The 23,237-nt window shown below is 44.9% G+C and carries 20 protein-coding genes and 1 tRNA gene; 6 read left to right on the top strand and 15 right to left on the bottom strand.

The features are described from left to right. Positions 1 to 50 precede the first annotated feature (50 nt). Both UCH003_RS12025 and UCH003_RS12030 read right to left on the bottom strand, forming a co-directional pair. The gene (locus tag UCH003_RS12025; protein ID WP_060826690.1) at positions 51 to 1,727 is read right to left on the bottom strand and encodes a putative bifunctional diguanylate cyclase/phosphodiesterase; all 1,677 of its coding nucleotides are present in this window, start codon (positions 1,725 to 1,727) and stop codon (positions 51 to 53) included. Positions 1,728 to 1,737: 10 nt separating this feature from the next. Further along, on the bottom strand, positions 1,738 to 3,483 hold the full coding sequence (locus tag UCH003_RS12030; protein ID WP_060826691.1) for a methyl-accepting chemotaxis protein: 1,746 nt from the start codon (positions 3,481 to 3,483) through the stop codon (positions 1,738 to 1,740). A 101-nt stretch (positions 3,484 to 3,584) separates the two neighbouring features. On the opposite strand from UCH003_RS12030, the gene UCH003_RS12035 reads away from it, so the two are divergent. From UCH003_RS12035 to UCH003_RS13865, 3 genes are read left to right on the top strand one after another with little or no spacing between them, the layout of a single operon-like run. Continuing rightward, complete coding sequence (locus UCH003_RS12035) at positions 3,585 to 4,298, top strand: response regulator transcription factor (protein ID WP_060826692.1); 714 nt, start codon at positions 3,585 to 3,587, stop codon at positions 4,296 to 4,298. Beyond that, positions 4,246 to 5,262 carry a 7TM-DISM domain-containing protein gene (locus tag UCH003_RS12040; RefSeq protein ID WP_060826693.1) on the top strand — a complete coding sequence of 339 codons (1,017 nt, stop codon included), beginning with the start codon at positions 4,246 to 4,248 and terminating at the stop codon, positions 5,260 to 5,262. Before UCH003_RS12035 ends, UCH003_RS12040 begins: the two co-directional genes overlap by 53 nt. Beyond that, the gene (locus tag UCH003_RS13865) at positions 5,145 to 6,218 is read left to right on the top strand and encodes a sensor histidine kinase (RefSeq protein WP_231964843.1); all 1,074 of its coding nucleotides are present in this window, start codon (positions 5,145 to 5,147) and stop codon (positions 6,216 to 6,218) included. The genes UCH003_RS12040 and UCH003_RS13865 overlap by 118 nt, the downstream gene beginning before the upstream one ends. A gap of 273 nt (positions 6,219 to 6,491) precedes the next feature. On the opposite strand, the gene UCH003_RS12050 is transcribed toward UCH003_RS13865, so the two are convergent. Next, a tRNA-Asn gene (locus tag UCH003_RS12050) sits at positions 6,492 to 6,566 on the bottom strand. Between the two features lie 174 nt (positions 6,567 to 6,740). Here UCH003_RS12050 and UCH003_RS12055 point away from each other — a divergent pair. Both UCH003_RS12055 and UCH003_RS12060 read left to right on the top strand, forming a co-directional pair. Continuing rightward, the gene (locus UCH003_RS12055) at positions 6,741 to 7,694 is read left to right on the top strand and encodes a TAXI family TRAP transporter solute-binding subunit (RefSeq protein ID WP_039672080.1); all 954 of its coding nucleotides are present in this window, start codon (positions 6,741 to 6,743) and stop codon (positions 7,692 to 7,694) included. A gap of 66 nt (positions 7,695 to 7,760) precedes the next feature. Next, positions 7,761 to 9,836 carry a TRAP transporter permease gene (locus UCH003_RS12060; RefSeq protein ID WP_060826695.1) on the top strand — a complete coding sequence of 692 codons (2,076 nt, stop codon included), beginning with the start codon at positions 7,761 to 7,763 and terminating at the stop codon, positions 9,834 to 9,836. Positions 9,837 to 9,860: 24 nt separating this feature from the next. Here UCH003_RS12060 and UCH003_RS12065 read toward each other — a convergent pair whose 3' ends face one another. The 9 genes from UCH003_RS12065 to UCH003_RS12105 all read right to left on the bottom strand — a co-directional run bounded on the left by UCH003_RS12065 (position 9,861) and on the right by UCH003_RS12105 (position 18,879). Next, on the bottom strand, positions 9,861 to 10,772 hold the full coding sequence (locus UCH003_RS12065; RefSeq protein WP_082709202.1) for a radical SAM protein: 912 nt from the start codon (positions 10,770 to 10,772) through the stop codon (positions 9,861 to 9,863). A 51-nt stretch (positions 10,773 to 10,823) separates the two neighbouring features. After that, entirely contained in the window at positions 10,824 to 11,846 is a 1,023-nt protein-coding gene (gene hemE, locus UCH003_RS12070) for a uroporphyrinogen decarboxylase (protein WP_060826697.1), read from the bottom strand. After that, positions 11,846 to 12,358 carry a YqhA family protein gene (locus UCH003_RS12075; protein WP_039672076.1) on the bottom strand — a complete coding sequence of 171 codons (513 nt, stop codon included), beginning with the start codon at positions 12,356 to 12,358 and terminating at the stop codon, positions 11,846 to 11,848. Before UCH003_RS12075 ends, hemE begins: the two co-directional genes overlap by 1 nt. After that, positions 12,358 to 13,386 (bottom strand): aspartate-semialdehyde dehydrogenase, encoded by a 1,029-nt coding sequence (locus tag UCH003_RS12080; RefSeq protein WP_039672075.1) that lies wholly within the window; start codon positions 13,384 to 13,386, stop codon positions 12,358 to 12,360. The genes UCH003_RS12075 and UCH003_RS12080 overlap by 1 nt, the downstream gene beginning before the upstream one ends. 86 nt (positions 13,387 to 13,472) lie before the next feature. Next, positions 13,473 to 14,636 carry a sigma-54-dependent transcriptional regulator gene (locus tag UCH003_RS12085; protein ID WP_060826698.1) on the bottom strand — a complete coding sequence of 388 codons (1,164 nt, stop codon included), beginning with the start codon at positions 14,634 to 14,636 and terminating at the stop codon, positions 13,473 to 13,475. Between the two features lie 23 nt (positions 14,637 to 14,659). Continuing rightward, on the bottom strand, positions 14,660 to 15,052 hold the full coding sequence (locus UCH003_RS12090) for a hypothetical protein (RefSeq protein ID WP_060826699.1): 393 nt from the start codon (positions 15,050 to 15,052) through the stop codon (positions 14,660 to 14,662). Beyond that, positions 15,028 to 15,468 (bottom strand): LPP20 family lipoprotein, encoded by a 441-nt coding sequence (locus UCH003_RS12095; RefSeq protein WP_039672072.1) that lies wholly within the window; start codon positions 15,466 to 15,468, stop codon positions 15,028 to 15,030. Before UCH003_RS12095 ends, UCH003_RS12090 begins: the two co-directional genes overlap by 25 nt. Before the next feature lie 39 nt (positions 15,469 to 15,507). Continuing rightward, complete coding sequence (gene gyrA / locus UCH003_RS12100; protein WP_060826700.1) at positions 15,508 to 18,042, bottom strand: DNA gyrase subunit A; 2,535 nt, start codon at positions 18,040 to 18,042, stop codon at positions 15,508 to 15,510. Between the two features lie 78 nt (positions 18,043 to 18,120). Then, on the bottom strand, positions 18,121 to 18,879 hold the full coding sequence (locus UCH003_RS12105) for a transposase (RefSeq protein ID WP_060826701.1): 759 nt from the start codon (positions 18,877 to 18,879) through the stop codon (positions 18,121 to 18,123). 83 nt (positions 18,880 to 18,962) lie between these two features. Here UCH003_RS12105 and UCH003_RS12110 point away from each other — a divergent pair, with 83 nt between their 5' ends. Continuing rightward, the gene (locus tag UCH003_RS12110) at positions 18,963 to 19,448 is read left to right on the top strand and encodes a hypothetical protein (RefSeq protein WP_060826702.1); all 486 of its coding nucleotides are present in this window, start codon (positions 18,963 to 18,965) and stop codon (positions 19,446 to 19,448) included. Between the two features lie 414 nt (positions 19,449 to 19,862). Here the strand turns inward: UCH003_RS12110 and UCH003_RS12120 are convergent, their stop codons facing one another. Genes UCH003_RS12120 through UCH003_RS12130 form a run of 3 tightly spaced genes read right to left on the bottom strand, consistent with a single transcriptional unit; the run spans position 19,863 to position 23,170 of the window. After that, positions 19,863 to 20,435 (bottom strand): ComF family protein, encoded by a 573-nt coding sequence (locus tag UCH003_RS12120; RefSeq protein ID WP_060826704.1) that lies wholly within the window; start codon positions 20,433 to 20,435, stop codon positions 19,863 to 19,865. Positions 20,436 to 20,447: 12 nt separating this feature from the next. Continuing rightward, on the bottom strand, positions 20,448 to 22,241 hold the full coding sequence (lepA, locus tag UCH003_RS12125; RefSeq protein WP_060826705.1) for a translation elongation factor 4: 1,794 nt from the start codon (positions 22,239 to 22,241) through the stop codon (positions 20,448 to 20,450). Then, the gene (locus UCH003_RS12130; protein ID WP_060826706.1) at positions 22,241 to 23,170 is read right to left on the bottom strand and encodes a ribose-phosphate pyrophosphokinase; all 930 of its coding nucleotides are present in this window, start codon (positions 23,168 to 23,170) and stop codon (positions 22,241 to 22,243) included. Before UCH003_RS12130 ends, lepA begins: the two co-directional genes overlap by 1 nt. Positions 23,171 to 23,237 lie beyond the last annotated feature (67 nt).

The raw sequence follows: 23,237 nt of genomic DNA on the forward strand, positions 1-23,237 counted from the left end.
AAAAGTATAGCACGCTTGCGCTCAAAAAAGATCGTAAAAATTAAGCAGTCTCAAAGTGCCGCCGAAGGAACGGGGCGACTCAAAAAATAGCCTTGAAAAAAACGACACCCCATGTCGCATAAGAGGGCGTATTGCTCGTACGTTTCCACGCCCTCGGCAACGACGTCGAGGTGAAATTGCCGAGCGATACCCAAAATCGTCCGCACCAAAATAACGTCGGCAGAATCAAACGTCAAATCACGAATAAAGGTTTTATCAATTTTGAGCTCATGAATCGGCAAACGTTTCAAATAGGCTAAGGAAGAATACCCCGTTCCAAAATCGTCGATCGAGAACGAAATACCGAGTTTGCTTAGCGTATGAATTTTACGCAACGAGCTTTTTAAATCTTGAATCAAAAGGCTCTCGGTCAACTCAAAACGCACTTTGGTCGGGTCGCATTGCACATGTGAAAGCAACGCTTGGACAGTGGGAATAAAATCTTCTTGCTCGAATTGTTTGACGCTGATATTGATCGAAAGTTGCCAACGGCGTTTCACAGGATCTTTTTCCCAACGCTTTAGCTCGCGAAACGCTTCGCTTAAGATCCATTTCCCAAGCGGTACGATCAATCCGCTCTCCTCGGAGAGCGCGATAAAACGATCGGGCGCGACCTCTCCTTCGCCCTCTTTGTACCAACGCACCAAAGCCTCTGCGCCTATCACGCTCGCCGGTGCGTCTTTTGCGTCGCTCGTCCACTGTTTTTGGTACACCAAACGCATATGACCCAAAGCAATCGCATCGCGCAATTGCGCCAATAAATCGACCCTTTCTTCCAATTTGCGTTGAATCGAGGGATCAAAAAAAGCGATCGTATTGCGTCCCGCTTTTTTTGCTTCGTATAACGCGTTATCGGCATATTGGATGATGTGATCGACCGTGTATTCGTCTTGGTTGAAAACGACGATACCGATGCTAGACGTTAAGAGAAACGTATGCCCTTGCACGTCCAAAGGTTCGGCAAGCACTTTGAGAAACGAAGCGGCGTGCCGACGCATTTGAGCTACCGTATCGTCAAAAGTACCGAATTGCGAGTGCAAGACGATGGCAAACTCGTCGCCGTTTAGATGCTCCAACTCCGAAAATTTCACCAGCGACGCCAAGCGTTTCGTGATTAACGATAACACTTCATCGCCGATTGCATACCCGTGTACGTGATTGATCGTTTTGAAATGGTCGATATCGAGTAGACATAATGCACTTAAGCTTTGATGCAACGCGTTATAGCGCATGGCTTCTTGCAGCATCGCATGTAAAAATAAAAAACGGTTAGGAAACTGCGCTAAAAAATAACGCTTCAAAGGAAAACGCGTCTGCGTCTTTTTTTGCAACACCAAAAGCATTAAAGTAGACCCGCTTGGATGCAACAGTCTTTGGTAAACGACGACGGGGACACATTCGCCCCGTAGGTTCAATAAGGTCGAGTATTGCGGGTGATCTTTTTGAAAGACCAAGTGATCGTCCGCAAAAAACGTGAGAACGCTTGGATACGGATGTGTCTTCTCAAAAGAAGCCAAAGCGTCTTGAAGCGACCGGCTGAGTGCCAGCACGCGGTACGCTTCGTCGCAAGCAAAAACACCCTCACAAAAGAGCTCGGGCATCGCATCGCAAGAAGCGACGATCTCTTCCGCCGTTTCTTCAAGCGACGCTGTTTGCCGTGCTTTTTCCGTCGTATAGGGCGTCGTCATGACCTCACGCTCACGCCGTTTTAAACTCTGAAAGCGTCACGCTGAGCCCCTCGGACAACTTCGCCAAATGTTCGGCGGCGGAAGCGACCTCCTCGACGCTACGAGCATTGGTGTTAGAGAGTTGGCTGATGTTTTGAATGCGTGCAATCACTTCGGACGTTTTGATGCGACCCGTTTTGGTATCTTCTACCGTCTGATGCGCCATCGCTTTTGCTTCGTCCATATTGTTGACCGTTTGAAGCATCATGGTTTGCGCACTTTGTGCCTTCTCGCCCAAAGCTTTGATCTGTGTCGCGCCCGTTTTCATCATCTCCGCCGTCGTGTTAACAGACTGAACGATAATCGCCACTGTGGCGTTGCTTTCTATCAAACTTTTTTGCGTTCGCTCGGCTAATTTACGAACCTCGTCGGCAACCACCGCAAACCCGCGTCCGTGGTCTCCCGCACGCGCGGCTTCGATCGCGGCATTCAGTGCTAATAGATTTGTCTGTTCGGCAATATCCGCGATGACCGATAAAATTTGCTTGACTTGTTCGACATCGCGATCCAACTGTTCCAAGCGCGTCGACAAGTCCATTTGCGTGACCACGACCTCTTGCAAATCGGTTGAAACGGTTAAAACTTCCTGAGCCGAGCTTTGCAGTTCGGTAGCGACTTTGGTAATCAGCAATCCCGAATGATTGGAACTCTCTTCGCTTTTAAGCAAAATTTCCGCGACGGCCTTGGTCGCTTGCGTCGTCTCCTCGACGTCTTTAGCGGTCTCTTCGCTTCGAACGCCTATTTGCATCGACGTACTCGAAAGCTCTTCGGAAACCGCCGCATTTTCGACCGCCGTTTTTTTGGCGTCGTCTAAGGCTTTTGCCAACTGCTTCAAAAGGTGGTTGAGCACAGAGGTAATGTTCGAAATTTCATCTTTATTCCCCGTGTCGATGACATAGTGCAAATCTTTATGCTCCTCGATATAACGGCATCCTTCGATCGCTTTTTCGATGGCACGGCGAATCGCTCGATTAATCACGAAAAAAATGAAAGAGGCAACGATAAAAACCGCCAACGCAAAGGCAAGTCCCGTGGTTTTCGATTGATCCAACTCGTCAAACGAACGTTTTTCGATTTGTTCTACCAAATTTTTTACCTGTTCTAAGGTTTTATAATAATACGTATTGGCGTCTTGATTGATTTGTTCCAACTTCTTTCCGTCCGCCGAAGCGCGAAATTCCGCCGTTTTAATTGCGTCTTTATACTGTCCGACCAGTGCGAAACGTGCAAGGTTGACTTTGTGGTACGCCTCAAGCGTTTGATACGTGTCTTGAAGCATTTTTTGCGTCTCTTCGCTTTTCAATAAAGGAAGCAAAGCTTCGGCTTGTTGCAAAACCGCTCGGTACGTTTTGGTGTAATTATCGAGCATTCGCTCTTCGTAAAAAATTTGATAACCCCTCGTATGCACCGCAAGTTGGGAACTAAGCATCTGCATCTCTCCGGCGCGTTTAATCTTATCCGCCGCAACTTTGGCTCCGTCGGTGTTGTGCGAAAGCAAATACCCTAAACTCACGATAGCCACTAAAAAAACCAAGAACAAAAAAATCAATTTAGCACGAATTGTCTGAAGCATAGAAGTCCTTCGATGAGAGTTTTGAACGGTCGTTTTTTCATGCATTGCGACGCTAAAACGTGTTTTGAGGCTTACATGTGAAAACGCTATCCTTTGAAAAGCACTGGAAAAATCATACATGTACTTTCGTCCCAAAAGCGTCATTGATTTTTCTTTGCATTATGACTTTAATATGACTTTCGTATGCTAGAATTTAAGAGCATCCATCTATAATGGTTATCCGAATTTGGAATCAAGGACGTATCGTGCAAAGCAATCTTCTCATGATGAAACATAAATCGATTTTATTCGTCGAAGATGATCTCATCGTAAGCACGCATATCGCAAGCACGCTACAAATGCTCTTTCGCAACGTTTATTGCGCGCAAAACGGCGAAGAGGGATTTAACATGTACGAAGATTCCCGTCCCGACATCGTCTTGACGGATATTCAGATGCCGCGTCAAGACGGTATGAAGCTGATAACGCAGATTCGCCGTATCGATTATGCGACGCCGATCGTGATTTTAACCGGCTACGACGATAAACACCTTGTTTTAAAAGCCGCCAATCTTGCCGTCGACGGCTATTTGATCAAGCCGGTCGAATTTTCGTCGCTTGTGAAGACGCTTTCGCAGGCGATCAAACGCATGCACAACACGCCCAACCTGATCACGCTCAACGAGCATCTTTTTTTCAACCGCGACACCAAAGAATTTTATTATAATAATGCGATTTATCGTCTGAGTACCAAAGAGTTAGAACTGGTCGAACTCTTAATCGACAATCACCACCGTATTCTCTCCAAACAAGACATTGAACTCTCGTTATGGAACCGTGATGTCCCGTGCGAATCGGCCGTAAAAAACTTGGTTTTGCGTATTCGAAAAAAGCTCGGAGATACGCTTATTTTTTCACAAAGAGGCCTTGGATATCGCATCAACATCAACGACGCACGGTATTTCGGCGATATGGGGTGACGGGCATTTCCCTGCCGAAAACTTCACACGCAAAGCGACCGTTTTTATGAAATCTTGGGTCTTCCTTTTTTGCTTCTTCGCATCTTTCGTATACGGTATTGAAACTCCGCAACCGTCCCGCCCACGTCTTGAAAACGTCTCTTTTTTACGCGACACCGCCGCTTTATCGCACGAAGACGCACGGATGCTCCTTCGCTACGGTACGTATCGAGCTTTACCGAACGAAGCGATCAGCTTCGGTGCCGACGATGCAACGTACTGGGTCGCGTTTAACCTCCCGCCCAACCCTTCGCAACGTTTTTATCTGGAATTTCTTTACGACCAACTCAGCCGCGTCGAAAGCTTCGTTTACGACGACGATCGACTCGTGCATACGTCGATCAACGGTAATAGCGTCCCTATCGAACAACGAGAAGTACACCATCCCTCAACCCGTTTTATGCTTTTTAGCTCGGAAAAAACGCTGACGTATCTCTTTAAAATCAACTCCCGTCGTCCCTTAATCCTTGCGCTTTACGTCGGGACGCAAGCCGAATTGGACTATCAAACGTATCAAAACGTCTTGCCGATTATCTTTTTTTTAGGCGGAGTCGTTTTGGTTTTTTTCGTCAATTTAATGCTTTTTTACGAGTTTAAGATGAAAGCTTACGGCTATTATGCGCTCTATCTGATGAGCGTGTGCTTCTTTGTCTTGTGCGTGAACAACTTTATCGTTTATGCCATGCACTCGTCGGAGAGTTTAGATCAATGGTTCAAAATGCTCAGTATTACCGGAGTGTACGTTTCCATGCTACTCTTTACGATTCACGTACTGGATTTACGACGTTTTTCTTTGTTTTGGTTAAAATCGACTTATCTGTTTTGTTGTGTCATTGCGCTTTTATTTCCGCTTTTCTTCGTACACCGTATGCTCTTTGCGATTTTTGCGACAGTGCGTTCATCCTGCCGCTTTATACCCTTTTGATCGCTTTTTTTGCCGTTTTAAAGCGTATCCGATTTGCCGTTTTATATACGATCGGACTTTGCGGTTTTCACGCGGGCATGCTCGTGTATTGGTTAACGCAAATGGGGTTTATACCGCTTTTCCCGTTGGCAAAAACGGGCATTATCGTCGGCAGTTTTTGGGAAATGATTTTTTTTATTTGGATATTGGTTTTACAAAGCAAACAGACGCAAAGGCAGTACCATAGCGCTTTGATGCGCATCCGTGAAAAAGAGCAAGAACAACTCAATAATGCCAAATTTATCTCGATCGGTCGTACGATCGGCAACGTCACCCACCAATGGAGGCAACCGCTCAATGCTTTAGGTGCCGTTTTAACACACGTCAAAGCTTCGCTTCTTTTACAAAATACGGTGCGAAAACAACCGCTTCTCGACTCGCTCGACACGAGTTTCGAAATACTCCAACACCTTTCCGAAACGATCGATACTTTTTACCGATTTTTATTGAAAGCCAAAAGTAACGATCAAACGTTTTGCGTCTCCAAGCAAATGGAAATTCTGCTCAATATGCTCGCATTTTCCTTTAAAAATCTCGGCATCGAGATACAACTGCGTATCCAAAGCGACGCGATATTGTTAGGAAACGCCAATGAATTTATGCAAGCGATTTTAAATATCCTGCAAAATGCGAAAGATCAATTTGAGATCGTTCGCGTACCGCATCCGATGATTCGTATCGTCGTCAAACAACGGTGCCGCCGATGCCGTATCGTCATTATCGATAACGCCGGAGGGATTCGTATTCATCCGATTGAGAGAATTTTTCTTCCGCACGTCTGTGCCAAAGCCGATAATTCGGGCATTGGTTTATTTTTGGTCAAAGAGATTATCGAAAAACGTTTTCACGGTACGATTAGCGTTCGAAACTATCCTAAAGGCGCGCTTTTTATCATGCGACTTCCGACGGTTGAATGAAAAAATAGAAGAAACGCTCGGATCGGGCAATCCGAGCGTTTAAAAACAAGTAGGTAATCACAAAAAGGAGGTTTGTGTCTTGACATTGAAAGTATAATCGTTTAGCTTAAACAAGACGTGAATCCTTTTTAAACAAACGGTAAATCACAGCGAAATGAATAACGGTTTTCAACCAAAAGGCAATATTCTAACCATTGATAATGGTATATGAAATGATGACAATGTGAGGTATTTAGAGAGTTTGTAGATGTTGATTGTATGAATTAAAGAAAGTGGCTCCGGATGCTGGGTTCGAACCAGCGACCAAGTGATTAACAGTCACCTACTCTACCGCTGAGCTAATCCGGAACAATCTGAATGAGGTCGAAATTATAGTCAAAAAATAGTGTATTGTCAAGACATATAAGAGCTTCTTCTAAAAAAATACTAAAAAGCACAAAATGTCACCGGTTTATTCAAGATAAGGTAAGACGAAACATTGTAGGATTAAACGATTTAATTCTTAACGACTAAGGAGTCTCCATGCAAAAGAAACTGATCGGCTTGGCATTGGCGGGAACACTCAGCGTTCCTATGTTTGCGGCGGAATTCATTACGATCGGCACGGGCGGCGTTACGGGAACGTACTATCCCACAGGCGGCGCGATTTGCCAAATGGTTAATAAAAACAAGAAAGAGACCAATATTCGTTGTTCCGTAGAATCAACCGGCGGATCGGTCTATAACGTCAACACGATCAAAGCGGGCGAGCTGGATTTCGGTATCTCTCAAAGCGACACGGCGTACCAAGCCTATAAAGGCGAAGGCAAATTTGAAGGCGCGGCATCCGTACCCGAGCTTCGCAGTGCGATTGCGATTTATCCGGAACTTTTGGCACTGGTCGTCAGCCAAAAATCGGGTATTAAAACCATGGCGGATTTAAAAGGTAAAAAGATCAATTTAGACTCTCCAGGATCGGGCACCAATATGACGGTCGACGTCGTGTTTGAAGCTTTGGGTATCAAACGTTCCGACTTGGCGCTCGCCAACGAACTTAAATCGACCGAAGGTCCGACGATGCTTCAAGACAACCACATCGACGGTTATTTCTTCGTAGCGGGTCACCCGACGGCCAACATTAAAGACGCCGCCAATTCCGTAGATATTAACATCGTTCCTATTGAAGGTCCCGCCATCGACGCATTGGTCAAAAAATACCCTTATTACGCTAAGGGCATTATCTCGGGTACCTACTACAAAGGTGTTCCGAACGATGTTCCGAGCATCGGTGTTAAAGCGGTTCTTGTGACCAGCAGCAAAGTCAAAGACGAAGTGGTGTATCAAGTCGTTAAAACCATCTTGGACAACTTCGACAAATTTAAAGAGCTTCATCCCTCCTATAAAACGATTACCAAAGAGAGTTTGTTGGAAGGCTTAAGCGTACCTCAACATCCCGGTGCTATTAAAGCATTTAAAGAAGCGGGATTGCTAAAATAACTCTAGAAAAGTTACATGTAAGGCTGCACGTTAAAAGCCTTACATGTACGACAGAAAGGTTTACGCGTGAAAACACTTGAAGAACGACTTGATGACGCAAAGCTCATCAGCGAATTCGAAGGTCATAGAGATTTTGAAAGCACGACGTGGCACTATTGGTTTGTCGCTGCTATCGCTTTTTGCTGGTCTTTATACCAACTCTACATTGTCGTCGATCCGGGGAACAGTGCGCATGTAAGGGCAATTCACTTGGCATTCGGACTGATCCTCGCATTTTCGATGCATGCTATTCGCAAAAGTGCCAAACTTCGATCGACGATTACATGGTACGATTTTCTTTTTATGATCATCGGCGCGGCCGCCGTTTTATACCAATGGTACGCCTATAAAGAGCTTGCGATGCGTGCAGGGGCATGGACGCAAACCGACATTATCGTGGGTATCGCAACGATTTTAATCGTCCTTGAAGCTTCACGAAGGGTCATGGGACTTCCTTTAATGCTTGCCGCGGTTTTGTTTTTACTTTACGACTATTTTGGTCCGTATCTTCCCGATATGATCGCTCACAAAGGTGCTAGCATTACTAAAATTATGGGACAAATGGTGTTAACGACGGAAGGGATTTTCGGCGTCCCGCTCGGCGTAAGTGCTAGCTTTGTCTTTTTATTCGTCCTTTTCGGCGCATTGCTCGATCGCGCCGGAGCGGGTGAATATTTTATCAAAGTCTCCTACACCATTTTAGGTAAATACGACGGCGGTCCGGCGAAGGCTGCCATTGCGGCTTCGGGAATGTTCGGTATGATTTCCGGTTCGTCCATCGCAAACACCGTCACGGTCGGTACGTTTACGATTCCGCTCATGAAACGCCTCGGTTTTAGTTCCCATAAAGCCGCCGCCGTCGAGACGGCCGCTTCGGTCAACGGGCAATTAATGCCTCCGATTATGGGTGCGGCGGCGTTTATTATGGCGGAATTTCTCGGTTTGGATTATACCGACATCGTTTTTGCGGCGTTTATTCCGGCGTTTACCTGTTATGCGGCACTCTTTTATATCGTCCATATCGAAGCTAAAAAACAAGGGCTTAAAGGTGAAGACGCAAGCGTTTTAGGGCGAACGTGGCCTATTTTTATTCGAGGCATTCACTATCTCATCCCGATCTTCTTTTTGATCTATACGCTCATCGTTTTAAGGCAATCCGCGCAAAGTGCCGCTTTTAGCGCCATTATGTTTTTAATGCTCATCATGGTCGTGCAAAAACCCTTTAAAGCGTACCTCAATAAAGAAAAAATTACGCGCTACGTTGTCCTTGAAGGCTTTGCCGACATCGGATACGGCATGGTCGCCGGAGCAAAAAACATGGTTTCTATCGCCGTAGCTACGGCGGTTGCCGGCATTATCGTCGGTTCGGTGACGCTTACGGGTATCGGCTTGGTTTTAGCCGAAGTCATCGACAACCTTTCCGGCGGTTACATTGTTGCGGTGTTATTTATGACGGCCTTCGTATCGTTAATTTTGGGTATGGGGCTTCCGACAACGGCAAATTACATCGTTATGGCGGCACTGACCGCACCGATTATTATGGAACTGGCGGGCAATAACGGTTATTTGATTCCGACGATTGCAGCGCACATGTTCGTCTTTTATTTCGGTATCTTAGCCGACGACACACCTCCTGTGGGAATGGCGGCATACGCTTCGGCGGCAATTGCGAAGAGCGATCCGATCATTACGGGTATTCAGTCGTTTATCTACGACATACGAACGGGCATTTTACCGTTTATGTTCTTCTTCAACAACGAACTTTTACTGATCGGCGGCGTTGACCCGAACGATCCAAACGACGCCTCAAAATGGCAATGGATTACCAATCCGTTTGAAATTGCACTCATTTTCGGTGGAGCCATACTCGGTATGTTTGCCTTTACTTCGGTAACACAAGGGTTTATTTTAAAGAAAATCACGGTAATCGAGCGTATCGGATTGATCGTTGTTATTCCGTTTTTGATGCTTCCCAAACTCGTAGCCGCTAAACTCGGATTACCGAGCCATTACGTCGCTTATGCGATCGGTCTTGGTATTTACGGCTTTATCTACCTCAATCAACGCCTTTGGTATAAAAAAAACCAAGGTATTCTTGCCTAAATACGTAGCGGACAGCCTTGTCCGCTACACGACTTTGTAAAAATCGACCCCTGCAATATTTTTCACATGTAAGCGTTTTTCGGCAAGCAAACGATTAAGGCAAACAAGGCTTTGCTCATCAAAACAAAAGGCGACGTCTTCCGTACTTTGAGGCCTTCGCTTGAGAAGTTCTAAAATTTCCTCTTCGCTAAAACGACGTTTGGGTGCATCGTAACTTTTCCGATACGCAATATTGACATGTAAGCCCTCCAACGCGCTTGTAAGCTCGACCAAACGCTCGATGCTCACGCCCCTGACCGCGTATGCCGGAGGACGATCGATCGTTCCTACGTCGATGCGGTCGGGTCGTATCTTTCGTAAAGCCGCACTTAACGCTTCAAATTCCGCTTGCGTATCGTTAAGCCCTTCAACGACCAATATCTCGATCACCAATTCGCCTTGATAGTGTTTTCGAAACGTTTGCATTCCTTCCATAATGCTTTCGATGTCAATGCCTTTGCGGGCACGGTCCAATTTCTTAAAGCACTGAGGCGTTGCGCAATCAAGCGAAAGTTTGACGATATCCAAAGGATAAAGTGCTTCTTGAACCAACAAATCGCCGATCGTCGAACCGTTCGAGAGTATCAACAACTTTGGACGATTCACAAGCGCATGCATCGCTTCGATCAAAGGTTTCAAGTCGGGATAAAGCGTGGGTTCCCCGTTGGCGGTGAGCGTAACGACGTCGAGATTACGATGTATTTGTAAAGCTTTTTGCAAGGCATCTAAGACGCTTTGAACGCTCGGTGCATCGTGGATGGTATCGACCGTTTTAGCACCTTTGAGCTCACAATACAAGCAGTCGAAGTTACATTGTTTGGTCGAAGGACTTAAATCGATGCCGAGGGATTGTCCGAAACGTCTGGAGGTAACGGGACCGAAAATAATCTGACTGATGGAAAATCCTTTACATGTGAAGAAGTTTGCCCTCTTTTAGAGGGCAAATCATTAGATTTTCGTGCGGGTTTGAACCTGTTCGATAAAATACTTGGCATGTTCAACCGGAATGTCCGGCAAAATACCGTGTCCGAGATTAAAAATATGCCTTTCGTTTTTCATCACGTCGACAATGTGCGCAATGCCTTCGTCTATGGCGTCTTTAGTGTAAAGACGGGTCGGTTCCATATTGCCTTGAAGAACGTATTTGTGTCCGAGTTTTGCTTTGGCAAGCTCGATCGGCGTCGACCAATCCACGCCGAACACGTCAAATTCGCCGTCAATTTTGTCCAGATAACCGCTAATGCCCTTCGGAAATAAAATGACCGGTACATGCGGAAATTGTGCTTTTAAATAGGCACTAATCTCTTTCATATACGACCAACTAAATTCAAAATAAGCACTCTGCTCAAGTGCCGCCGCCCATGAATCAAAGATCATCACGACGTTCGCACCGTTTTCGATCTGTCTTTGCATATAGCCTTTAAGCACTTCGGTCACTTTTTTCAAAAAGGCATGCATAAATTGAGGATTCGAATAGATCATTTTCTTTACAAGAGCGTAGGTTTTCGTTCCTTGCCCTTCGATCATATACGTCGCGAGCGTCCACGGCGCACCGCAAAAACCGATCAAAGCTTTGTCTGCGGCTAACTTGCCTCGAATCAGACGAATCGTCTCGTAAACGTATTCTAAGTTCTCGATCGCTTTTTGAACATCAAGTTTGTCAAGATCGGCTTGGTCTTTAATAGGGCGTGAAAATACCGGTCCTTCGCCTTTTAAAAACTGAAGTTCCATACCCATTTCCAAAGGCACGACCAAAATATCGCTAAACAAAATCGCCGCATCCACACCCAAAATATCCACGGGTTGAAGCGTCACTTCACACGCTTTTTGCGGGTCTTTGCACAATGAGAGAAAATCTCCGGCTTGTGCTCTAACTTTCATATATTCGGGCAAATAGCGTCCGGCTTGGCGCATCATCCATACGGGCGTATACGCCGTTTTTTTTCCGAAACACGCATCGACAAAAATCATCAGTGCTTTCCTCCGTTTTTATGAAGAAAATAGAGTCCCAAAGAGAGTGCTAAAATCGAAAACGAAAGGTAAAGCATCTCTAGGGCGCCTTTATACTCGGCATGAAGGACGCGCTGAAAAAAACTAACGATCAAAACCATAACGATAACTTTTGCAATTTTATCTTTTAGTTCGTCCAAAGAGCTAACGTATAAAATCTTATCGCCGCCCGTACCTTTGGCTACGTCGATTTCGGAAACAAACAACTCATAAATACCGAAACCGAAAATCAGCAACACGACGGCAATCAGATAAAGATCGATTGCACCGATAATATCCGCGACGATGTCGGCGTGAAAGTTTTCGGGATGAAATCCCGCAAAGAAATACTGATACGTCTGTATCAAAACGTGGTACAAATCGGCACTGGCTAAAAAGAAAAGCGCAAATGCCGCAAAAATACTAAAAATGACCGCTAAAAGGGTCATAAGTCTTGTCGACCACAACCCTTTCTCAAATAGTTTTTCAAACATTAAGCCTCTTCTCTTTGAATCCATTTTTGAGCGATTCGAACCGCATTGGTTGCGGCACCCACACGAATTTGATCGGCGACGCACCATAAATGAAGCACGTTATCGCGGTTAATGTCTTTACGAATTCTTCCGACATACGTTTCGTTGGTATCGGTCGAAATAATCGGCATCGGATACTCTTTTTTCGCCGGATTGTCGATCACGACGACGTTTTCGGCGTTTTGAAGTGCTTCAACCGCTTTTTCGACGTTCACGTCTTTTTCAAAATGAATCGTAATCGCTTCCGAATGGCTTCTCATAACGGGAACCCTAACGCACGTTGCGCTGATTTCCATCGTTTTACCCAAGATTTTTTGGGTTTCGTTAACCATTTTCATCTCTTCTTTGGTATAGTCGTTCTCCACGAAAACGTCGATATGAGGGATAACGTTTAACGCAATTTGATGAGCAAACGTTTTGGGTTCGCATTGATCCAATTTAAACGCAAAAAAGTCTTGCATTTGATTGACCAACTCTTCCATACCGCCCTTACCCGCACCGCTAACGGCTTGATAAGTCGCAACGTCCACGCGCGTAATATTAAAAAGTTCGTCCAAAGGTTTTAAAACCTGTACCATTTGAATCGTAGAACAGTTCGGATTGGCGATAATGCCCCGATTTTGCCATTGATCGATTGCTTCGGGATTGCATTCTGGAACAACCAACGGAACGTCCGGATCCATTCTAAAGTGGCTCGTATTGTCGATTACGACCGCTCCCGCTTCCGCCGCATAGGGTGCGTAATGCGCTGAAATATCGCCACCGGCACTAAAAAATGCTATCTCGACATCGTTCTCTTCAAACGATTTTTCCGTTAATTCTAAAACTTTATAGGTTTTATCTTTAAATTCGATTTCAATGCCCACGCTTTTGCTACTTGCCAAGGGGACTAAATTATTTACGGGAAAATCCACTTCTTCAAGAACCCTAAAAAGTTCTTCGCCAACCGCACCCGTCGCTCCGACGACGGCTACATTGTACTTTTTCATCCATTTACCTTTTTATGATGTGAGACTTTTTTAATAACCCAATAACGCTATTAAGTTATCAAAAAAGTCTAAAGTATCTTGCCTTTTTAGGCACTAAACCAACTGCGACTCTCTAAAAAGAGATCTTCCTTACTGATCGCTTCGCTATCGCTTAAAATAACGGCGCGTTCAACGACCGAAATAAGCTCACGAATATTTCCCGGCCAACGATAGCTCATCAACGACTCAATCGCTTCCTCGGAAAAATAACGTTTTGCAAGACCGTATTTTTGGATGACGCGTGCCAAAACCGTCTCGCCGATCGGTAAAATTTCCTCTTTTCGTTGACGAAGCGGAGGAATTTCCACGGGAATCGTATTAAGCCTGTAGTAAAGATCTTCTCGAAAACGTCCCTCTTTAATACTCTTTTTAATATCGGCATTGGTTGCGGAGACGATGCGTACGTCGATGGGAATTTCTTTGGTACCTCCCACGCGTACCATCACGCGCTCTTGAATGACGCGAAGCAGTTTTGCCTGAAGCATAATCGGCATTTCGCCGATTTCGTCCAAAAAGAGCGTACCGCCGTTGGCAACCTCAAAATAGCCTTTTTTTTCGCTCGTCGCATCGGTAAATGCGCCTTTTTCATAGCCGAACAATTCGCTTTCTAAAAGATTTTCCGGAATCGCCGCCATATTGATCGCCACAAACGCGTTTTTTGCCCTCGGCGAATTCTTATGCACGTAATTGGCGAAAAGCTCTTTCCCCACGCCGCTTTCACCCAATAGTAAGATGCTTACGTCCGTTTTTGCGGCTTTTTTGGCGATATTCAACGCTTTATCCAACTCCGGAGAGGTGGCGACGAAATCACCGTCGTTTTCGTTCGTATTTTCTGTTTTTTCAGGATTTTCTTTAACTTTCGTACGGATTTTATCATGGCGTTTAATCGCCTCGACTAAAGTCTCGATTTCAAAAGGTTTCGTTAAAAAATCTTTGACACCCAAACGTACCGATTCGATGGCACGGCTGAGCGTCGCGTTACCCGTAATAACGATAATATCGTATTGTCCGTCAAGTTTTTTGATAAACTCGATTCCGTCCATACCGGGCATATTGATGTCCGTTACGATCAAATCGACGTTTTGGTCAATTTTTTTAAGAGCATCGATCGCACTTTTGTACGTTGAAATTTTAAATTCTTCATACTCCCCAAGTGCTATTTCGAGGGATTTTCTCATATTAATATCGTCTTCTACAATCACAACGTGCATATGCGGTATGTCCTAAAAAAGTTTTACCTAACCGCATTTATGGTAGCAAATTCATCTTTAAAGTCTACTGTAAAGCGCACCGGCTCGATGATTAATTCGATTCTGTCTTGCTGATGCTTGAGGTTACGTTCGTTTAAAGAGAGCATGTGCGTCGAGAGCCGATAAAAACAGGGCAAAATCGTATCAAAATGTTTTCTAAGAAAAGCTTCTTTCGACAAGGTTGTATCGAACGGCAGGGGAAGCGTACATAAAAGAGTCGATTGCCCGTCATACGGAACCATGACGGGCGCAATATTTTTTTCTTCGTAAACGACAAGACCGTTTAAAGTGGCGATTTTATAAGAAAACCAAAAAAGATCGCCGCTAAACAGTGCTTGCGTACAGAGCACTATTAGTATGCAAAAAGTTCTTGCCACCTGCGTCCGCTCATGGAAACTTCCATTCTCACGCTATACAGCCCGTCTTTAAACGTCGCATCCGTTACAACCGCATCTTTGATTAATGCGTTGACTTGCGCCGTAACGCGAGAGTCGCGTAACATCGCGTCTCTGACGGTTTCGGTAGAGTTAATTTTTACGCCGTACAACTTCTCGCCGAGTTGACGATACCCGTCGGTAATCGCGGCACGTTTTGCCAAAGCAATCGCTTGTGCGGGAGAAACCGTATTTTGCGGTGCAATGCCCTCACCGTAAACGACAATCGATTTATCGCTATTAAAATCGTACAATGCCGCTTTGGGGTCTTTGACGGGTTCTTCTTTTTTCGCCGCACATCCCACGATCAGAAGCAATACACATAAGCTTGCCGTACATGTCACAAGTCTTTTCAACATAGCTACGCCTTTTTAGAATTTTTTAATGAAAAGCAACTACTATTCCACCTCATCGGTCGCTCCGGTCTCCTCCGAGAGTAAAGAAGCTTCGTTATTCTCTCCGCCTTCTTCGTCGAGCAATTCCGTCTCTTCGTCTTCTTCTTTCGGACAACGTGCAATACTGGCTACAACGTCGTTTCCTTCGATCGAAACCACTTTGACGCCGCTTGTGTTACGTCCCGCTTTGCGAATCGTTTCCATATCGACGCGAATCATTTTACCGCTACTGCTTAATGCCATCAAATCTTTGTCTTCATCCACGATAACGACACCGACTAAATCGGCCGTTTTCGCTGTAAGTTTCATAGCGATGACGCCTTTTCCGCCGCGATTTTGTAAACGATACTCTTCAGCGGTCGTTCGCTTGCCGATACCTTTTTCCGTGACGGTCAATAACTCTTCTTGATCGTTATAAATGACTGCCGCACCGACGACGCAATCGTTTTCTTCTTTAAAACGAATTCCCGTAACGCCTCTTGCGGTTCTGCCGATCTCTCGTGCGTCACTAACTTCAAAACGGATACACATCCCTTTTTTCGTAACGATAAAGAGGAATTGCGCCTCTTGCGTGACGATTTTTGCGGTTACTAAATTATCGTCGTCGTCTAAAGTAATCGCACGTACGCCTACGGAACGAATGTTTTTAAATTCGCTTAAATTCGTACGTTTGATAATACCGTTTTTCGTAAAGAAGGCTAGCGATTTGGTTTCGTCAAAATCGGTCGTCGGAATAATCGCCATAATTTTTTCTTCGGCTTGAAGCTGAATAAGATTAACGACCGCCTTACCTTTTGCCGTACGGCTACCTTCTGGAATTTTATAGACTTTAAGCCAATAAAGCTGCCCTTTGTCCGTTACGAACATCAGCGTATCGTGCGTATCGGAGACGAAGAAACTTTCGATAAAGTCGTCGTCGTACGTCGTAACGGCAATTTTGCCTTTTCCGCCGCGTTTTTGTTTTTCGTATTGTTTGAGCGGAACGCGTTTAATGTAGCCGCGGTGCGTAATAGTCACGACCATCGGCTCGTTCGCGATCAAATCTTCGACGTCGATGTCGTCGTAGTCGTCTACGATTTCGGTAATTCGTTTGGATTTGAATTTGTCTTTAAGCTCGATCAACTCTTCTTTAATCAAATCGTTCAATAACGCTTCGCTGCGTAAAATATCGCTTAAACGTTGAATCTCTTTGAGCAATTCGGCCAATTCGTTTTCAATTTTATCGCGCTCCAAGCCTGTTAAGCGTTGTAAGCGCATATCTAAAATCGCACCCGCTTGGACTTCGCTTAAGTGAAAACGCTCGATTAAGCCCTCTTTCGCACTTTTCGTATCGGCACTGCCTTTAATTAGCGCGATGATTTCGTCGATGTTGTCAAGCGCGATTTTCAGACCTTCTAAAATGTGCGCTTTGGCTTTGGCTTTTTCAAGATCGAAAATCGTACGTCGGATAATGACCGTCTTTCTGTGACGTAAAAAGAGTTGTAGCAACTCGATAAGCGTAAAAATTTTTGGCTCTTTATTGTAAATCGCCAACAAAATAACGCCAAACGTTACTTCCATATTCGTCGATTTGTAGAGGTTGTTCAAAACGATGTCGCTCATCGCTTCGCGTTTAAGTTCGATTACCAAACGAATACCGTCGCGATCGCTTTCGTCTCGGATCTCGCTGATGCCTTCGATCATCTTCTCTTTCACGAGGGCTACGATTTGCTCGATCAAACGGACTTTATTGACTTGATAGGGTAGTTCGTCTAGGACGATAATGTCTTTGTTGCCTTTTTTTTCGATATGCGTCTTAGCACGAATTCTCACGCGACCTCGTCCGGTGCGATACGCTTCGATGATACCTTTTTTACCGAAAATGATACCGCTGGTCGGGAAATCGGGACCTTTGATAAATTCCATGATCTCTTCAAGCGTGGCTTCGGGATTGTCGATGAGCAACAAAAGACCGTCTAAGAGTTCGTCCAAACAGTGCGGAGGGATATTGGTCGCCATACCGACGGCAATACCGCTAGAGCCGTTTAACAGCAAGTTAGGAACGCGACTGGGCAAAACGTCCGGTTCGACCATACTGTCATCGTAGTTCGGTACGAAATCGACCGTATCTTTATCAAGGTCGCGTAAAAGCTCTTCCGCAAGCGGTGTCATACGCGCTTCGGTATAACGCATCGCCGCCGCGTTGTCACCGTCGATGGAACCGAAGTTTCCTTGCCCGTCGACCATCGGAATACGCATCGAAAAGGGTTGCGCCATACGAACCAGCGCATCGTAAACCGCCGTATCGCCGTGCGGGTGATACTTACCGATAACGTCGCCCACGATACGCGCCGACTTTTTATACGGACTTCGAGACGATACCGCCAAATCGTTCATCGCGTATAAAATACGTCGGTGAACCGGTTTGAGACCGTCTCTGGCATCGGGAAGCGCACGCCCGATAATAACGCTCATCGAGTAATCGAGGTAACTCGTTTTAATCGACTCTTCGATGTTAATCGTTTTAATATCTTGGTTGGCATCAAAAATAGTATCCATTCATTAACCTTACAATATAAATTAATTTGATTATACTTTACTTTTCTTTTGTTTTCCATAGGGGTCAGGGCTAAACTTTTAACTTTTGAGGATTTTGCTCACTCCTGCAACGCTTAAAAGCAAATACCGCGCAATTTCACTTTTACTGTAACCGTCCGCATAAGCTTTTTTGATAGCATCGTTACGTTCTGTTTTATGAACCGCATAGGCAAAATGGGTCGTAAGCTCTTTGACATGTAAAGCGACAATCGCATCGTCTTCTTTTTTGTACCGCGTACGATGAAACCGTTCGATCGAAGAACGCTCGTTATCGCTTAAAGGAATTGCCAATAAGTTAAATAACTCCCCTGTAGGATAGTCCCTTAAAACAAAGGAATTTTGCAAAAACGCAGGAATCGCATCTTTTAAAATCGCATAAGTGGCGCAATAAGGATAAAGACCTATTTTAGAACTTATTCCGGCTTTAACGGGATTGTTTTCGATGTATTTGAACAACGTCAAAAGATAGTTTTCATCCAAGACGTACCACGACTTGAAGCGATCTTGCCATAGATGTCCTACGCGATTATGCCGCTTGTTAAAATACGAAGCGTACTGTGAATTGAGCTGACGCATCGCCGAGGAGAGATTTTCACGCTTGTTTTCAACCAAAAGGTGGTAATGATTGTCCATCAGACAAAACGCATGAATGTTGAGTTTGAACTCACGCGCGATACTTGCCATCAGCTCAATAAACTTCACTTTATCGTTTTCGTCTTCAAAAACATTGCTTTTGGCAACGCCTCGGTTGTACACATGATGGTAGCCTAAATTCTCAATACGTAATCTTCGCGGCATAATGACTCTTTTTTTGCTAAAATTATAACACGAAACGCTAAAAAGTAAAAAGTTTAGCCCTGACCCCTTTTGAAAGAAAACCGATGAATGAAACCGTTTTAAAAGTCGTGGTTATTATAGCGATCTTAATGATGTTTGTGCTTCTTTACGTCACGGGCATTGCCTTTGTATTGAACCACTCGACGACCGGCACGCTTTTTGGGCACAAACTTGCCGCATTGATTATTCTTATTCTCTTGGGCATTCACGCGTATTTGCGACGTTGTACGATTCGAAGGCTTTTACAAGAGTGTATCGCTATCGCGCGTAACAAGCACATTCGCCATGAAGATAATGTCGAATTTTTAATCCGTAATACTAAAAATCAATCGTTTCAAGAGCTCTGTACGTGGTTTGGTTGCGATGCTTCTTTGCTGCGGCAAAAGCTCTTAGAAAATCACGTTCTCATCCAACGTACGGAAGATTCTCTCAAAACCATTGCCAAAGAGAACGATAAAGATTTGTATGAAATTTTTTTGCTGATGATAAAGCTACATGTAGAGCAAAAAAACGCCCCTTGTGAAGATTGACTCGCTTTTAAGCAGATTATTACTATGATTAAAAATAAAATTAAAGGACATGTATAATGAAAAAGTTAATACCGATACTATTATTAAACTCAATGATGTTTGGATGGGATTGTAGTTACGTCACCAACTCAGCCAAAGTATCGGACGATCTAATATGCCGAAGAGCCGCTTATCTTGAGACATCGATCCATACGGACAACTACCGAGATAACACAAGTTTTAGCGTCTCTCAATTAAAAAATGAAAAACATAGCGAAGTTGTACAACTTTTAATGCAAGAAGCCGAAACATGTTTCACTTCGTGTATGAAAGCATTAAAATCACGAAAATAAAAGCTCTTTCAAGACGATTGGGTGCGTACGCCTCCGGTCGTCTTTTTCTATCAACGCACGCTTTCAACTCCAAACTCCGTATTTACCCCTCTTTGGCATCTGCCAACACCAGCGCAAACAAAACATTGATACCGTGCTTTTTGAGTGTCTCATGCGCCTCTTCCAACGTACTTCCCGTGGTCACAATATCGTCGATCAAAATAGCGTCTATTGCATCTTTACATGTAACACTAAAATCGCGTTTATGCGCTTGTCTGAAAGCTCTGCTTTTGCCCGAATAACTCTCATAATTTTGCGCTCGTAAACTTCCGTACAACGGTGTTAAAAAAGGGTGGGTTGCTTTGGCTAAGATCGCGCTGTGCGAATAGCCGTGCCTCACATGATCATCGACGGGAACGGCACAAATGCCGTTTGGAAGTTCAAAGGTTTTTAAAAACTCAAAAAACGTATGCTTCCCCAGTTGTGCGAAAATCTTTGCGCCGATGTAGGTATGTTTGGTATGAAGCAGTGGAGCAATATCAGAATAGTTGTAAAAAGAGTAGACCTTAAGTCCGCTCGGTAAAATTCGAAAAGCAGGCATTGGGGCTAAAAGGGTTTGCAGACATGTTTTACAAATCGGTTGCCAACTGAGTTTTAAACAAAGATGGCAACGCATGACATGTAAGGATCAATCGATTTTAAGAATGGTCAAAAACGCTTCTTGCGGGAGTTGGACTTTCCCGATCGATTTCATACGCTTTTTGCCCTCTTTTTGTTTTTCCAATAACTTTCGTTTTCGGGTAATATCGCCTCCGTAACATTTTGCCGTGACGTTTTTTCCCATGGATTTGACGGTCTCTCTGGCAATAACTTTGTTTCCGATGCTCGCTTGAATCGCCACTTCGAAAAGTTGGCGTGGCACGATCTCTTTCATTGCTTTGACAAAGTCACGTCCTCTACTTTGCGCGCTGATGCGAGGCACGATAATCGAAAGGGCATCCACGACTTCGCCCGCCACCAAGACGTCGAGTTTGACAAGATCGCCCGCTTGATAGCCGATCGGCTCGTAATCAAAACTCGCGTATCCTTTGCTGACCGACTTGAGCTTATCGTAAAAATCCATCACGATTTCATTGAGCGGAATCTCATACTCCAGAAGCACGCGCTCGGGACTCAAATAGTCCATCTTTTTTTGAAGCCCGCGTTTGTTGTTCATCAAAATGATAATATTGCCTAAAAATTCACTCGGCGTTAAAACGGTTGCTTTGACGTAAGGCTCTTGAATCTCTTCGATCTCGTTAACCGGCGGTAATTCGCTGGGATTTTGAATATCCAAGCTCGTACCTTTGGTTGTAACGACTTTATAGGTAACGGTCGGTGCGGTGGCAATCAAATCAAGATCGAACTCCCTCTCCAAACGCTCTTTGATGACTTCCATGTGCAGTAAGCCCAAAAAGCCGACGCGAAAGCCAAAGCCAAGGGCGGCAGAGGTTTCAGGCTCGTATGAGATGCTTGAGTCATTGAGTTTGAGTTTATCAAGCGCGTCTCTGAGTTCTTCAAATCTATCGGTTTCAATCGGATAAAGTCCGGCAAAAACGAACTGTTTGACTTGTTTAAAGCCGCCGACCGCTTCGGCAGTTTTGCGTTTGGCATCGGTAATCGTATCACCGACTTGGACGTCACCGACGTTTTTCAGACCCAAAACGACGATACCCACTTCACCCGTTTTAATTTCGTTCGTTTTTTGCATCGCCAAAGGGTGCGGATACATCAGGTTCAACACTTCGTGTTTTTTACCCGTTCCCATAACGTAAACTTCCTGTCCCTTGACGATCGTCCCGTCGTAAACGCGTACCAAAGCCAACGCTCCCAAATAGTTGTCAAACCAGCTATCGTAGATCAGTGCTTTGGTCGGGGCATTTTCATCGCCCGTAGGTGCGGGAATACGATCGACGATACGATCTAAAAGTTCACGAATACCGATGCCGCTTTTAGCACTCACATTCAAAGATTCGGAACAATCCAGTCCGATCGTATGCTCGATCTCGTCTTTCACGCGTTCCGGATCGGCGGCGGGAAGATCGATTTTATTAATGACGGGAATAATTTCTAAATTATGTTCGATTGCGATGTAAACGTTGGCAATCGTTTGCGCCTCGACACCTTGGCTTGCATCGACCACTAAAAGGGCACCGTCGCTCGATGCCAAGGAACGGCTGACTTCATACGAAAAATCCACGTGACCCGGAGTGTCGATCAGATTTAGGATATAAGGCTGTCCGTCTTTGACGTAAGTCAGACGCACGCTTTGCGCTTTGATAGTAATACCGCGTTCTTTTTCGATATCCATCGTGTCCATCATTTGCGAGCTCATTTCGCGTTCGCTGACCGCACCGCATTCTTGAATCAGACGATCGGCTAAAGTACTCTTACCGTGATCGATATGGGCAATGATTGAAAAGTTTCGAATACGACTCTGCATTAAATAAACAATCCGTTAACGCTTTCGTTATGGTACACGCGACGAATCACTTCGGCAAAAACCGGAGCAACGCTGAGCACTTTAATTTTTTCGTTTGCTTCTTTGAGAGGAATCGTATCGGTAACGATCAGTTCGTCCAACTCGCCTTTAGTGATTCGCTCATACGCAGGACCGCTCAAAACCGCATGCGTACAACATGCCATCACGCTTGTAGCACCCCTTTTTTTGAGCACTTCCGCCGCTTTGACGATCGTTCCCGCCGTATCAATCATATCGTCGACTAAAATGACGTCTTTACCGTTCACGTCGCCGATAATATTCATCACTTCCGATTCGTTAGCGCGTTCTCGACGTTTATCAACGATGACCATATCGACGCCTAAGAGTTTAGCAAAACTACGCGCTCGCGCAACGCCGCCGATGTCGGGACTTGCAATAATAGGGCTTTTAAGGTTTTTCGCTTTAACGTAGTCGTTGAAGACAATAGAGCCGTAAAGGTTATCGACGGGAATATCGAAGAAACCTTGGATTTGTCCGGCATGAAGATCGATCGTGACAACGCGGTCGATTCCCGCCGTTTGCATCATATTGGCAACGAGTTTTGCCGTAATCGGAACACGCGGTGCGGCTTTTCTGTCTTGTCTGGCATAACCGAAATAAGGAACGACCGCCGTAATACTGTTCGCAGAACTACGTCGTAACGCATCCGTCAAAATCAATAACTCCATTAAATTCACATTGGCCGGAGCACATGTAGGTTGAATGATAAAAACATCTTTCCCGCGAACGCTTTCGCTGATCTGTACGCTAATCTCACCGTCACTAAAACGTTTGATTTCAGCCGCCGACAAAGGGAGAGAAAGGTGTTTGGCAACGCGTTTAGCGAACTCGGGATTCGCCGTTCCGGCAAAGACTTTGTAGCCTCTCATAGTTGTGTATCCTTTAGCATCAAAAAAGTGTTTTATTCTATCTCAAAGGGACTTAAGAAAGCGTTAA

Source organism: Sulfurospirillum cavolei (genome assembly GCF_001548055.1).
GTDB lineage: Bacteria > Campylobacterota > Campylobacteria > Campylobacterales > Sulfurospirillaceae > Sulfurospirillum.